We start from the raw sequence: 13,063 nt of genomic DNA on the forward strand, positions 1-13,063 counted from the left end.
GAGTGCGGCGGCCATCTCGTTCTCACCCTTTTCGCAGGGGGGTCTAGAGGATGTCGGCGATTGCTAGGCCGGGCTCCAACGCCGAGAGGGCGCTGACTGCCGAGATGGTCACGGCGGCCACGGCCAGCAGAGCAAGGAACACTCCGACGGCAGCGAGCATCCTGCGTGTCCGTGCAGAGGAGCCTCCGCTCAGGGACCGCCGCCTCCAGCACGTCACGCTCCCCGCACACGTGACCCCGGCCACGGCAAACGCACCCACTGCCAACGCTCCGTGGTACCGGGTAATCTCAGCTAGCAGCACCGTCAGGACCGGCGACTCTCCTGATGGGTTTGTGGGGTCGAGAGCGGCCGCGACGATCGAATCGATGGTGGGTGCGATCGTCGTCTCGGCGCCGCTCCCGGGCAGCACCTGAAGAAGCGACACCAGCGGTGCGGCTGCGGACTGGACGTTTGCGAGGAGCACAACGACCACGAGGGACCCGACGATCATCGCCCCCGTTGCTGCGACGAGGAGGCCTGCAGCACCCTTCCGGGCTCGCAGGTACCGCTGCCAGAGAGCAATCGACATCATTGCGATGACCGTGATCAGCAGCGCGGTGATCACCACCTTGATGAGATGCCACTGGAACCAGTAGCTCATGAGCTCGCTCAGCAAGGCGGGAAAGCCCTTCTCGCCAGCACGCCAGTATTCATCCAAAGCCGTCGCGACGGAGTTCTCCAGTGCGGCGGGCTCGGTGTACGCGCCGTAGCTACCGCGCAGAAGCGCAACCGGTGCGATGACGAATCCGGTCACGAGTGCGACCGTCGCCGCGAGCAGTCCGATGATGGCGGGCCAAGAACGGAGTCGGCCAGGATCGCTGCGTTCTGTTCTCGTGTTCTCACCTGGATTGATTTCACTATTCATGCCGTCATTATGGAACATGATGAACCCTCATGTCGTGGTACGGCGGGACCATAGTGGTCTGCCGAGACGGCTGGTGTCGGTGGGCATTCGTATGCTTCGGGCATGACGACGACGACGCAGTACTACGTGGCCTCGAGTGTGGATGGGTTCATCGCGGATCGGGAGGGGAAGCTCGACTGGCTGATGCAGTTCGGGTTCGAGGAGTTCACGGCGGGATACGAGGCGTTCCTCGCCGAGGTGGCCGTGGTGGTGATGGGGGCGGAGACGTACGAGTTCGTGCGTGCGGAGGGGCACGCCTGGGCCTACCCCGAGCAGACCGCGTGGGTGCTCACGCGACGTGACCTTCCGCGGATGGAAGGCGGCCACATCCGCTTCGCCCAGGGGGATGTCCGCGACCTGCACGCCGAGTGGGTGGAGGCGGCGGCCGGCCGCAACATCTGGATCGTGGGCGGCGGCCAGGTCGCGGCTCAGGTGGCCGACGCCGGGCTGCTCGACGAGATCGTGCTCACCACGATGCCGGTCGTGCTGGGCGCGGGCACTCCCCTCCTGCCCGTCGGCACCGCCACCGGAGCGCTCGAGGTGAGCGGCACCGAGGTGCTGCCGAGCGGGGCGATCGCCTCGCGCTACCGCATCACCCGCTGAAACGGGCCGGTGTCGGCGTCGGAGGCCTTGGGGGCGTCCGGATCTTCGCTGATGGGCCGGGCGATCGGGATCTTGTCACCGCGCACCTGCGCGATCACGTCCTCGGCGATCTGGGCAGGCGTGAGCCCGACCTTCCGCAGGATCTCGTCGCGGCTCGCGTGGTCGATGAACTCGTCGGGCAGGCCGAGCTCGGTCACCGCCGTGTCGACCCCCGCATCGCGGAGATCCTGCCGCACGCGCGTGCCGATGCCCGCCACGCGCACACCGTCCTCGATCGTGATGACGAGCCGGTGCGCATCCGCGAGCTCGATCACCGAGAAGGGCACGGGCACGACCCATCGGGGGTCGACGACGGTCGTGCCGATCCCCTCGGCTGAGAGCAGGTCGGCGACCTCCAGGGCGATGCCCGCCATGGTGCCCACGGCCACGATGAGCACGTCGCCGCGCTCGTCCTCGCGCAGCACGTCGACGCCGTCGCCCGTGCGCCGCACCGCCGGCAGCTCGGGGCCGACTGTGCCCTTGGGGAACCGGATGACGGTGGGTGCGTCGGTGACCCGCACGGCTTCGGCGAGCTCCTCGCGCAGGCGCTCAGCGTCACGCGGGGCGGCGAGGCGAATGCGGGGCACGATCTGCAGCAGCGCGAGATCCCACATGCCGTGGTGGCTCGGCCCGTCGGGCCCGGTGATGCCCGCGCGGTCGAGCACGAAGGTGACACCGGCCTGGTGGAGCCCCACATCCATGAGCACCTGGTCGAAGGCGCGGTTCACGAAGGTGGCGTAGAGCGCGACCACGGGGTGGAGTCCGCCGAAGGCGAGCCCGGCGGCACTCGTGACGGCGTGCTGTTCGGCGATGCCGACGTCGAAGACGCGCTGCGGGAACCGCTCTGCGAACTTGTGCAGGCCCGTGGGCCGGAGCATCGCGGCGGTGATGCCCACGATCGTGTGGTCGTTCTCGGCCTGCACCACGATCTCGTCGGCGAAGACGCTCGTCCACGACGGCGCACCGGAGGGCGCCGAGAGCGGCTCCCCGGTCTCGGGGTCGATCTGGCCGACGGCGTGGAACTGGTCGGCGACGTCGGTGAGAGCGGGCTGGTATCCACGCCCCTTCTCGGTGATCGCGTGCACGATCACGGGAGCCGCGTACTCCTTGGCCTGCCGGAGGGCCTCCTGCATGGCCACGAGATCGTGCCCGTCGACCGGACCGAGGTACTTGATGTCGAGGTTCGCGTAGAGCGCGGAGTTGTTGGTGACCCGGCTCAGGAAGCCGTGCAGTCCGCCGCGTGCTCCGCGATACAGCGCGCGAGCCGGAGCGCCGAGGCGATCGAACAGCTTGCGGCTGGACTGATGCAGGTCGTGGTAGCCCTTCTTCGTGCGCACGCCGTTGAGATAGCGGGCCATGCCGCCGATCGTGGGCGCGTAGGAGCGGCCGTTGTCGTTGACGACGATCACGAGGTTTCGCGAGTTGTCGTCGCTGATGTTGTTGAGGGCCTCCCACGTCATGCCGCCCGTGAGAGCACCGTCGCCCACGACGGCCACGACGTGCCGATCGGTCTGGCCCGTCATCTCGAAGGCGCGGGAGATGCCGTCGGCCCACGAGAGCGAGCTCGACGCGTGTGAGGACTCGACGACGTCGTGCGGGCTCTCCGAGCGCTGCGGATACCCGGCGAGACCACCCGCCTGCCGGAGCAGGGAGAAGTCCTGACGCCCCGTCAGGAGCTTGTGCACGTACGACTGGTGGCCGGTGTCGAAGACGATCGCATCCCGAGGCGAGTCGAACACCCGATGGATGGCGATCGTGGTCTCGACCACACCGAGGTTCGGGCCGAGGTGACCGCCGGTCTTCGAGACCTCCGCCACCAGGAACGCACGGATCTCGGCCGCGAGGACCTCGAGCTCCTCCGGGGAGAGAGCGTCGAGGTCCCGCGGTCCGCCGATCCTCTTGAGCAGGCTCATACTGTCCACCTTCCCATGACGGCGTGATCTTGAAGTCTACGCCGCCAGGGAATCAGGCAACGATCAGACGAGGCTGCGGAGCACGTACTGGAGGATGCCGCCATTGCGGTAGTAGTCGGCCTCACCCGGCGTGTCGATGCGCACCACGGCGTCGAACTCCACGGTCTCCTTGCCGGCGGGCGAGTGCTCGCTCGGCGTGGCGACGACGCGCACGGTCTTCGGGGTGCGGCCCTCGTTGAGCTCCTCGATCCCTGAGATCGAGACGACCTCGGTGCCGTCGAGTCCGAGCGACGCCCAGCTCTCACCGGCCGGGAACTGCAGCGGCACGACGCCCATGCCGATGAGGTTCGAGCGGTGGATGCGCTCGAAGCTCTCGACGATCACGGCCTTCACTCCGAGAAGGGAGGTGCCCTTGGCCGCCCAGTCGCGCGAGGATCCCGAGCCGTACTCCTTGCCGCCGAAGATCACGAGCGGTGTGCCCGCGGCCTGGTAGTTCTGGCTGGCGTCGTAGATGAACGCCTGCGGAGCATCCGGCTGCGTGAAGTCACGGGTGTAGCCGCCCTCGACGCCATCGAGCAGCTGGTTCTTCAGGCGGATGTTCGCGAACGTGCCGCGGATCATGATCTCGTGGTTGCCGCGGCGCGAGCCGTAGGAGTTGTAGTCCTTGCGGGCCACTCCGTGCTCGTCGAGGTACTTGCCTGCGGGGCTGTCGGCCTTGATGTTGCCGGCGGGCGAGATGTGGTCGGTCGTGACCGAGTCGCCGAGCTTCGCGAGCACGCGGGCACCCGCGATGTCGCTGACGGGCGTGGTCTCGATCGTCATGCCGTCGAAGTACGGGGGCTTCCGCACGTAGGTCGACTCGGAGTCCCATTCGAAGGTGGGGCCCGTGGGGGTCGGAAGCGAACGCCAGCGCTCGTCTCCCTCGAACACGCTCGCATACTGGTGGGTGAACATGCCCGTGTTGATCGAGGTGTCGATCGTGGACTGGACCTCGGCCGAGTCGGGCCAGATGTCCTTGAGGAACACGTCGTTCCCGTCCTGGTCCTGACCCAGCGCGTCCTTCTCGAAGTCGAAGTTCATCGACCCGGCCAGCGCGTAGGCGATGACGAGCGGCGGCGAGGCGAGGTAGTTCATCTTCACGTCGGGCGAGATGCGGCCCTCGAAGTTGCGGTTGCCCGAGAGCACGGCCGTCACGGCGAGATCGTTGTCGTTGATGGCGGCGCTGACCTCGTCGATCAGCGGACCGGTGTTGCCGATGCAGACCGTGCAGCCGTAGCCGACCGTGTAGAAGCCGAGGGCCTCGAGGTCGCCCGTGAGGCCGGCCTTCTCGTAGTAGTCGGTGACGACCTTGGAACCCGGCGCCAGCGTGGTCTTGACCCACGGCTTGGCCTTGAGTCCGAGCTTGTTGGCGTTGCGGGCGAGCAGGCCTGCGGCGAGCATGACGCTGGGGTTCGAGGTGTTGGTGCACGAGGTGATCGCGGCGACCGCGACGGCTCCGTGGTCGAGCGTGTACTTGTCGCCGGATGCCGTGGTCACCTTGGTGGGCTTCGAGTACGCCTCGGGGGCATGGCTCACGTGGGTGTGCGAGTACTCGTGGTCGTCTCCGTCGTCTTCGGCGGTGAAGCCGATGGGGTCGGAGGCCGGGAAGGTGCCCTCGAGCGAGGCGTCGACCTTCGAGAGGTCGTGGTCGCTGTTGGCGTAGTTCTCGAGGTCGCGGATGAAGGTCGACTTCGCGACCGACAGCTCCACGCGGTCCTGCGGGCGCTTCGGGCCGGAGATCGAGGGAACGACCGTGGCGAGGTCGAGCTCGAGGTATTCGCTGAAGACCGGCTCCTCGTCGGGGTTGTGCCAGAGCTTCTGCAGCTTGGAGTACGCCTCGACGAGTGCGACCTGCTCCTCGCTCCGGCCGGTGAGGCGCAGGTAGTCGAGGGTGACGTCGTCGATGGGGAACATGGCGGCGGTCGAGCCGAACTCGGGGCTCATGTTGCCGATGGTGGCGCGGTTGGCGAGCGGCACCTGGCCGACGCCCTCTCCGTAGAACTCCACGAACTTGCCGACCACTCCGTGCTTCCGGACCATCTCGGTGATGGTGAGCACGACATCCGTGGCCGTGACGCCTGCGGGGATGGAGCCGTTGAGCTTGAAGCCGACGACCTTCGGGATGAGCATCGAGACGGGCTGGCCGAGCATGGCGGCCTCGGCCTCGATGCCGCCGACGCCCCAGCCGAGCACACCGAGGCCGTTGACCATGGTGGTGTGCGAGTCGGTGCCGACGCAGGTGTCGGGGTAGGCGCGGTTGACGACGTTGCCGAACGCGTCCTTCACCTCGCGGGTGTAGGTGACGCGCGCCAGGTACTCGATGTTGACCTGGTGCACGATGCCGGTTCCGGGCGGAACGACCTTGAAGTCGTCGAACGCCGTCTGGCCCCAGCGGAGGAACTGGTACCGCTCGCCGTTGCGCTCGTACTCGATCTCGACGTTGCGCTCGAGGGCGTTCGCCGTGCCGAAGAGATCGGCGATGACCGAGTGGTCGATCACGAGCTCGGCGGGAGCGAGCGGGTTGATCTTGGTGGGGTCGCCACCGAGCGAGGAGACGGCCTCGCGCATGGTGGCGAGGTCGACGATGCAGGGCACTCCGGTGAAGTCCTGCATCACCACGCGGGCGGGGGTGAACTGGATCTCGGTGTCGGGCTCGGCCTGGGGGACCCAGCCGCCGAGCGCCTTGATGTGGTCGGCGGTGATGTTCGCGCCGTCCTCGGTGCGGAGGAGGTTCTCCAGCAGCACCTTCAGGCTGAAGGGGAGCTTCTCGTGGCCGGGGACCTTGTCGATCCTGAAGACCTCGTAGGACTGATCTCCGACATTCAGAGTGTCTTTCGATCCGAAACTGTTCACTGCCGACACGTCGACCTCACCTTCGCTGACTCACGACAATCTTGGTTCGCGAGAGGGGTGAATGGCTAGCAAGGGCAACCTAAGGCCGCTCTGCCCTGCCGTTCACGCCCGATTGATTTATCTTGACGTCAAGATAAATATAGCACCATCACTCCCGGTCGAAGACCAGGTCGCGCCGTCGGGCCACGCGATACCAGAGCTCGACTCCGGCGGCTCCGACGGCACCCGCCACCAGCGCGATCATCAGGGCGAGCGGATCGCCGAGCTCGAGCTGGAAGAAGTCACGGGCGGTCGGCACCACGAATGCGAGCGCGAAGGCCACGGCGACCGCGAGCACGAGGCCGAGCCGCCACGAGGTGAGGGGCCTCGCCAGCACGCAGAGCACCCAGAGCGACACGATGAAGAGCGAGATCGTGGTGAGACTGCGCGCTTCTGCGAGCGGCACGCGCTCCTGCAGCACGGCGAAGGCGGCCACGACCGCGGCCGAGGCGATGACCCCCGTGGGAATGGAGAAGGCGAGAACGCGCTTCAGCACTCCCGGCCGGTAGCGCCGCCGATTGGGCGCGAGCGCCAGGAAGAAGGAGGGGATGCCGATGGCGAGCGAGGAGACGAGGGTCATCTGTCGCGGCAGGAACGGGAACTTCCAGAGCAGTACCGCCGAGACGAGTGCGAGCACGATGCCGTAGACGGTCTTGGCCAGGAACAGGTTCGAGACCCGCTCGACGTTGGCGATGACGCGCCGAGCGTAGGAGAGCACGGTCGGCAGCCGGTCGAAGCGCCCCTCGAGCAGCACGATGCGGGAGACCGCCCGGGTGGCGGGGGTCGCATTGCCCATCGCGATGCCGAGATCGGCGTCCTTGATGGCCATCGCGTCGTTGACGCCGTCGCCCGTCATGGCGACCGTGCGGCCCTCGGCCTGGAGGGCATGCACCACGCGGCGCTTCTGCTCGGGCGCCACACGGCCGTAGATGCTCGAATCCCGGAGTGCCCGATCGAGTTCGTCGTCGGCCGTCAGCGCGCTCGCGTCGACCGCGTCGTGCTCGAGGCCGAGCTCCCCCGCGATGCGGCCGACGGTGACCGGGTTGTCGCCCGAGAGCACGATGACACGCACGTCCTGCTCGGCGAAGAAGTCGAGGGTGGGTCGCGCGTCCGGTCGCACCGACTCATGGAACACCACGATCGCCGCCGGCCGCACGCCGGCCTCGAGCGGGCCGCCGGCGGGCTCGTCGGCCCAGTCGCCTGCCCGCCCACCGGCTCTGGCCAGAGCGAGGGTGCGTCGGCCGAGCGCGGCGATCCCCTGGGCCGTGCCGAGGGCATCCGGATGCGAGGCGAGCAGACGCTCGGGGGCGCCCAGCAGCCAGGTCTGCTCGGTCCCCGTGGCCTGGTCCACCACGGTGATCGCGCTGCAGGCGCGGCGGGAGCTGAACGGAAGGCGCTCGGCGACGGAGGGACCGGTGCCCTCGGCCGCCTCGGGATAGCGCTCGCGGAGAGCGAGCGCCGTCTGGTTGGCGGCGACGTCGTGGGCGATGAGGCCGAGCACGGTGTCCACGGCTCCCTCGGGCACGGCGTCGTCGACCACCACGAGCCGCTCGAAGCCGATCTCGCCCGTGGTGAGGGTGCCCGTCTTGTCGAGGCAGAGCACGTCGACCCGTGCGAGCACCTCGACGGCCGCGAGCTCCTGCACGAGCACCTTCTGCCGGCCGAGCTGGATGACGGCCACCCCGAACGCGAGGCTCGTGAGCAGCACGAGCCCCTCCGGGATCATGCCCACCACGCTCGCGACGGCGTCGAGACCGGCCTGCCGCCAGGTCTCGACCGGCACGACGGCCAGATCGCCGAGGTCGCCACCGGCGTAGGTGAGCACGCGGCCCACGAGCACGACCACGATCACCGGCACGAGCAGCCAGGTGAGGTAGACGAGGATGCGCGTGGTGGCCGCCCGGAGCTCGGAGTGCACGAGGCTGTGCTTGCGGATCTCGCGGGTGAGGGTGTTGGCGTAGGAGTCGGCGCCCACCGCGGTGACCCGGGCCTCGGCGGTGCCGGAGACGACGAACGAACCCGAGAGCACGGGGTCGCCGGCGCTCTTGGCGATGGGCTCGGACTCCCCCGTGAGCATCGATTCGTCGACGAGGAGGTCGGCCACCTCGCCCAGCCGCGCATCCGCTGTGATCTGGTCGCCCGGTCGCAGCAGCATGAGGTCGCCGAGCACGACCTGCTCGGGCTTCAGCACGACCGTGTCGCCCGCACGCCGCACCGCGGTCTCGGGCGCCGCGAGCAGCGCCAGGCGCTCGAGGCTCGCCTTGGCCCGCAGCTCCTGCACGATGCCGATGAGCGAGTTGGCCACGACGATGCCGAAGAAGAGGCCGTCGCCGAGGTCTCCGAGCAGCAGCACCGCGACGAAGCACACCGTGAGGATGCCGTTGAAGAACGTGAAGACGTTCTCGCGCAGGATGCTGCCGACCGAGCGGGACGTCGTGTCGTCGGCGACGTTGGTCTGCCCTGCGGCGATCCGCGACGCCACCTCCTCGAGGGAGAGGCCGGGATCGCCGGGCACGGCTCAGCCTGCCGGGGTGGCGGTGGGCTGGGGCTTCGAGTACGCGGTGCGCACGAGCAGCCAGGTGACCCAGAGCACGACGGCGTAGAACGGCACGCCGAGGATGAGCTTGACCGATCCGAGGAGCTCGGTCTGGCCTGCGAAGTAGAGCGGCAGCTCGGCGATCAGGCGGATGGCGAACAGCCCCACCCAGCACCAGCTCGCCACGAGCACGACGCGCCCTTTCGCCGTGTCCTTGCGGTAGCCGCCCGGGTCGTTCGCCAGCAGGCTCACGATGATCCCGATGAGCGGCCGCCTCGCGAGGATGGAGATGAGGAAGACGACCAGGCACACGATGTTGATGCCGATGCCGAGCACGAAGTTGTCCTCCGCGCGGCCCGTGAACAGCGCGAGCGCCGCGGAGACGCCCACACCGAGGAGTCCGGCTACCGCCGGCATGACAGCGCTCCGCATGACCAGTCGCGCGATCACGAAGACCACGGAGACCGCGATGGGCGCGATCACGGCGAGCGGCAGGTTCTTGGTGAACGTGTAGAGCACGAGGAAGCCGAGGCCGGGCAGGATCGACTCCACGAGCCCGCGCACGCCGCCGATCGCACGCAGGAGCGAGGCCCCGGTCGGGGTCTCCCCCGGTGCGACCTCGCTGATGCCGGCCTTCCGGGCGGCTTGGGCGAAGGCCTCGTGGAACGTCGGCGGCCGGTCGGTGCCGTCGACCTCGCTCGTGTCGGCGACGGTCTTGTCGACGGCGCTCGGGGTGTTCTCGTGGGCGGGATCCGTCATCAGCTGCCCGCGGGCTGCGCCCCGCCGGTGGCGGCGGTCTTCGGGATGGTGAGGGGGATGAGGTCCCGCGGCGGCATCGGCTGCGAGCCGCGCACCACGACGACGCTGCGGAAGAGCTCCTCGACGGCCGTGCGGGCTGCGGGGTTCTGGATGGCCTCGCCCGCGATGACACCGCGGAGGAGCCAGCGCGGTCCGTCGACGCCGACGAAGCGGGCCACGCGCAGGCCCTGGCTGCCGTCGGGAGCCGTGGCGGGGACGCCGGCCACGAGCTCGGGCCCGAACGGGCCGTTCTGCACCGTGCTCTTGCCACCCTGCTTGAGTATCTGGTCCTCGATCTGCTCGCGGATCTCGTGCCAGAGACCGGTCGAGCGGGGTGCGGCGAACGCCTGCACCTGGAGCGTCGACTTGGCGTAGTCGAGGCCGACCGCGACGACGCGATTGGTCCCCTCCTCGACCTCGAGGCGGAGGTGCAGCCCCTCACGGGGAAGGATCTTGATGCCGCCGAGATCGACGTAGGGGCGGGCGGGGTTGGCCTCGGAGGCGTCGAAGGGCCCGTCGGTGGCGCGGTCGGCGGGTGCGGACTTCGCGTCGCGGTCGATCACGTCGGCGACGTCGGTGCTCTCGACCTCGGTGGCCGGTTCGGTCGCCTCGGAGTCGGGCTTGATGTCTTCGGGCTCGTTGTCGGTCATGACTGGTTTCCGTTCGTGGGCGACGAGTATCCGGTGGAGCCGAACCCGCCTTCGCCCCGATCGCTCCCGGGGAGCGTCTGGACGGGCACGAACACGGCTCGCGTCACCGGCATCACGATCAGTTGCGCGATTCTGTCGCCGACGGCGATATCGTACGGCACCCGGCTGTCGGTGTTCAGGAGGATCACCTTGATCTCCCCGCGGTAGCCCGCGTCGATCGTCCCGGGAGAGTTCACGACGGTGATGCCGTGCTTGGCCGCGAGACCGCTCCTCGGCACCACGAACCCCGCGTGGCCGTCGGGCAGGGCGATCGACACGCCCGTGCCGACGAGCCTCCGCTCACCGGGCTCGAGGGTCACCGCCTCGGCCGAGAGCAGGTCGGCGCCCGCGTCGCCGGGATGCGCGTAGGAGGGCACGTTCGCCGCGGAGATCAGGATCTCGATGGAGGAAGTCACCCGTCGAGGCTAGTGCAGAAAGGATGATCGAATAGAGGCATGTCGCACTATCGGGAGAGACTCTCTCCGTCGCTCTGGGTTCTCGCCTCGACCGCGCTCGTCATCCCGGCGAGCATGATCGTGTTCGCCCCGCTGCCCGGCGTGCCCGGGCTGCTCGTGGGGCTCGTCGTGGGACTCGTGCTCTACGCGGGAGTGCTCGCCCTGCTCATCGGGCTCGCTCCGGTGATCGAGGTCGAGGGCGGCAGACTGCGCGTGGGCCGGGCGGCCATCCCGATCGAACTGCTCGGCGACTGCGAGGCCTTCGCGCGCGAAGAGGCGACGGCCGAGCGCGGCCCCCGGCTCGACGCGAGGGCGTACCTCTGCATCCGCGGGTGGATCGGGCCGGTCGTGAGAATGCGAATCGCCGACCCGCAGGATCCGACACCGTACTGGTTGGTGTCGACCCGGCGGCCCGGCGATCTCGTCGAGGCGCTGAAAGGCGCTGGTCGGAGAGCGGCCTAGGAGGCGCACTCGACGCAGATCGCGCCGAGCTTCTCCTCATGGTCGATCTGCGAGCGGTGCTTCACGAGGAAGCAACTGACGCAGGTGAACTCGTCGGCCTGCGGAGGCAGGACGACGACGTCGAGGTCGAGGTCGGAGAGGTCGGCTCCGGGCAGCTCGAAGCCACCCGGGTTGTCGGCGTCGTCGACGTCTACGACTCCGGACATCTTGTCCGGCACCCGCTCCTTCAGCGCTTCGATCGAATCCGAGTCGTCATCGGTCTTGCGCGGTGCGTCGTAATCAGTCGCCATGCCCATCCACTTCTAGAAAACAGCCCATTAACCAAATCGGCGGCGTTAGTTTGCATCAAACGGGCGGGAATAGCAAACCGTCGCATGAGTAATGAATACTCACGCCGCCTGCAACTTGCGGCACGCCCGGAACATTCCCCGACGGCGCCCCCTCCTCGTGGCATCCTGACAGCGAACGCGACCCTTGGAGGCCTTTCACCATGCAGGATTTGACGGTTGTCGGAGTCGAGAACGGGGCACTGATCGTCTCGAGCGACGGCGGTGAGCGCTATCGCATCGTCATCGACGAGCTGCTCCAGTCGCGGCTGCGACAGGGCATCGCCTCGGCGGAGGGCGGCAAGAAGGTCTCCCCGCGCGAGATCCAGACCCATGTGCGGGCCGGACTCTCGGCCTTCGAGGTCGCCGAGCTCACGGGCGCGTCGGTCGAGTACATCGAGCGATTCGAGGGCCCCGTGCTCGCCGAGCGCCAGTTCATGGTGGATTCCGCTCTGCGCGTACCCGTGCAGCCGACCTCCCCCGCCGACCCCCTCGGCGAGGAACCGCTGTCGACCTTCGGTGACGCGCTCGAGGAACGGCTCGAGGGGCTCACCGCCCAGGACGTCCGCTGGGCGAGCTGGAAGGACGAGACCGGCTGGATCGTCAAGCTCACCTTCACCTCGCGCGAGATCGAGCACGACGCCCGCTGGCAGTTCGATCCCAAGCGCCACGTGCTCACCCCCCTCAACAACGAAGCCACCACCCTCTCCCGGCACGGTGAGCTGGCCGAGGGCCTCATCCCGCGCCTGCGGGCGGTGTCGTCCACCGTCGACGCCGCCGACCCGGCCGACGCGCGCTTCGACAGCGGGGCGTTCTCGCCGCTCGAGCACCCGGCCGCGCAGGCGATCTCCCCGGCCTCCCCGGCCTCCCCGGCCGAGGCTGCCACAGCGGCTCAGCCTGCGGCCGAGCAGCCGCCCGTGCGATCGGATGCCGCTGGGGCAGGTCGCAAGGAGCAGGGCCGACCGTACGACGGCTTCGCGATCAAGCGCACGCCCGACACGGGCGAGACGGCCGACCACAATCAGACCGCCGATCTCCTGGAGGCGCTCCGCCGCCGCCGGGGCGAGCGTGAGTCCGCCGCGTTCGAGCCCGAGGCGCCCGAGATCGCCCAGGCCCGCGACGACGACGAGCGGCAGTCAGAAGCCGGTGTGCACCCCGCGTTCGGTGGCCCGAGGGCCGTCGCCGACGTCCCGGACACGCCGTTGGAAGGGCTCGAGGCCGAACTCGGTTTCTCTTCGTCGTCCGAGCCCGAGGCGCGCCAGCCCTCCCCCAAGCAGGGTTCGGCGAGGCGCCAACGTGCCTCCATGCCCAGCTGGGACGAGATCGTCTTCGGAGCGCGCAGCGAGGACGACCCGGCCTAGGCAGGAC

Annotated in this window: 11 protein-coding genes; 3 read left to right on the forward strand and 8 right to left on the reverse strand. The window is 68.8% G+C overall.

What is annotated here, in order from left to right:
* Positions 1 to 43: 43 nt before the first annotated feature.
* A complete protein-coding gene (locus N1028_RS09035; RefSeq protein WP_259526716.1) occupies positions 44 to 904 on the reverse strand; it encodes a hypothetical protein in 861 nt (286 codons plus the stop codon).
* 102 nt (positions 905 to 1,006) lie between these two features.
* Here N1028_RS09035 and N1028_RS09040 point away from each other — a divergent pair, with 102 nt between their 5' ends.
* The gene (locus N1028_RS09040; RefSeq protein WP_259526717.1) at positions 1,007 to 1,546 is read left to right on the forward strand and encodes a dihydrofolate reductase family protein; all 540 of its coding nucleotides are present in this window, start codon (positions 1,007 to 1,009) and stop codon (positions 1,544 to 1,546) included.
* Here the strand turns inward: N1028_RS09040 and dxs are convergent.
* The 6 genes from dxs to dut form a co-directional block, all read right to left on the reverse strand.
* Positions 1,528 to 3,498 (reverse strand): 1-deoxy-D-xylulose-5-phosphate synthase, encoded by a 1,971-nt coding sequence (gene dxs, locus N1028_RS09045; protein ID WP_259526718.1) that lies wholly within the window; start codon positions 3,496 to 3,498, stop codon positions 1,528 to 1,530. The two genes, N1028_RS09040 and dxs, sit on opposite strands and share 19 nt — an antisense overlap.
* A 63-nt stretch (positions 3,499 to 3,561) precedes the next feature.
* Positions 3,562 to 6,399 (reverse strand): aconitate hydratase, encoded by a 2,838-nt coding sequence (locus N1028_RS09050; protein ID WP_259526719.1) that lies wholly within the window; start codon positions 6,397 to 6,399, stop codon positions 3,562 to 3,564.
* 139 nt (positions 6,400 to 6,538) lie between these two features.
* Positions 6,539 to 8,944 (reverse strand): HAD-IC family P-type ATPase, encoded by a 2,406-nt coding sequence (locus N1028_RS09055; RefSeq protein WP_259526720.1) that lies wholly within the window; start codon positions 8,942 to 8,944, stop codon positions 6,539 to 6,541.
* Positions 8,945 to 8,947: 3 nt separating this feature from the next.
* The gene (locus N1028_RS09060; RefSeq protein WP_259526721.1) at positions 8,948 to 9,724 is read right to left on the reverse strand and encodes a DUF3159 domain-containing protein; all 777 of its coding nucleotides are present in this window, start codon (positions 9,722 to 9,724) and stop codon (positions 8,948 to 8,950) included.
* Entirely contained in the window at positions 9,724 to 10,413 is a 690-nt protein-coding gene (locus N1028_RS09065; protein ID WP_259526722.1) for a DUF3710 domain-containing protein, read from the reverse strand. Before N1028_RS09065 ends, N1028_RS09060 begins: the two co-directional genes overlap by 1 nt.
* Positions 10,410 to 10,868: a dUTP diphosphatase gene (dut, locus tag N1028_RS09070; protein ID WP_259526723.1), complete on the reverse strand. Its 459-nt coding sequence runs from the start codon at positions 10,866 to 10,868 to the stop codon at positions 10,410 to 10,412. Before dut ends, N1028_RS09065 begins: the two co-directional genes overlap by 4 nt.
* 39 nt (positions 10,869 to 10,907) lie before the next feature.
* Here dut and N1028_RS09075 point away from each other — a divergent pair, with 39 nt between their 5' ends.
* Positions 10,908 to 11,369 carry a DUF3093 domain-containing protein gene (locus N1028_RS09075; RefSeq protein ID WP_259526724.1) on the forward strand — a complete coding sequence of 154 codons (462 nt, stop codon included), beginning with the start codon at positions 10,908 to 10,910 and terminating at the stop codon, positions 11,367 to 11,369.
* Here the strand turns inward: N1028_RS09075 and N1028_RS09080 are convergent.
* On the reverse strand, positions 11,366 to 11,659 hold the full coding sequence (locus tag N1028_RS09080) for a DUF4193 domain-containing protein (RefSeq protein ID WP_066038695.1): 294 nt from the start codon (positions 11,657 to 11,659) through the stop codon (positions 11,366 to 11,368). The genes N1028_RS09075 and N1028_RS09080 overlap by 4 nt on opposite strands.
* 200 nt (positions 11,660 to 11,859) lie before the next feature.
* Here N1028_RS09080 and sepH point away from each other — a divergent pair, with 200 nt between their 5' ends.
* Positions 11,860 to 13,056 carry a septation protein SepH gene (gene sepH / locus N1028_RS09085; RefSeq protein ID WP_259526725.1) on the forward strand — a complete coding sequence of 399 codons (1,197 nt, stop codon included), beginning with the start codon at positions 11,860 to 11,862 and terminating at the stop codon, positions 13,054 to 13,056.
* The last annotated feature ends 7 nt before the right edge of the window (positions 13,057 to 13,063 follow it).

Source organism: Herbiconiux oxytropis, assembly GCF_024979315.1.
Lineage (GTDB): Bacteria > Actinomycetota > Actinomycetes > Actinomycetales > Microbacteriaceae > Herbiconiux > Herbiconiux oxytropis.

Bases quoted from the DNA above. Each gene is read 5' to 3' on its own strand.
- N1028_RS09040 (WP_259526717.1), top strand. From the start codon at position 1,007: ATGACGACGACGACGCAGTACTACGTGGCCTCGAGTGTGGATGGGTTC.
- sepH (WP_259526725.1), top strand. From the start codon at position 11,860: ATGCAGGATTTGACGGTTGTCGGAGTCGAGAACGGGGCACTGATCGTC.
- N1028_RS09075 (WP_259526724.1), top strand. From the start codon at position 10,908: ATGTCGCACTATCGGGAGAGACTCTCTCCGTCGCTCTGGGTTCTCGCC.
- N1028_RS09060 (WP_259526721.1), bottom strand. From the start codon at position 9,724: ATGACGGATCCCGCCCACGAGAACACCCCGAGCGCCGTCGACAAGACC.
- N1028_RS09080 (WP_066038695.1), bottom strand. From the start codon at position 11,659: ATGGCGACTGATTACGACGCACCGCGCAAGACCGATGACGACTCGGAT.
- dxs (WP_259526718.1), bottom strand. From the start codon at position 3,498: ATGAGCCTGCTCAAGAGGATCGGCGGACCGCGGGACCTCGACGCTCTC.
- N1028_RS09065 (WP_259526722.1), bottom strand. From the start codon at position 10,413: ATGACCGACAACGAGCCCGAAGACATCAAGCCCGACTCCGAGGCGACC.
- N1028_RS09035 (WP_259526716.1), bottom strand. From the start codon at position 904: ATGAATAGTGAAATCAATCCAGGTGAGAACACGAGAACAGAACGCAGC.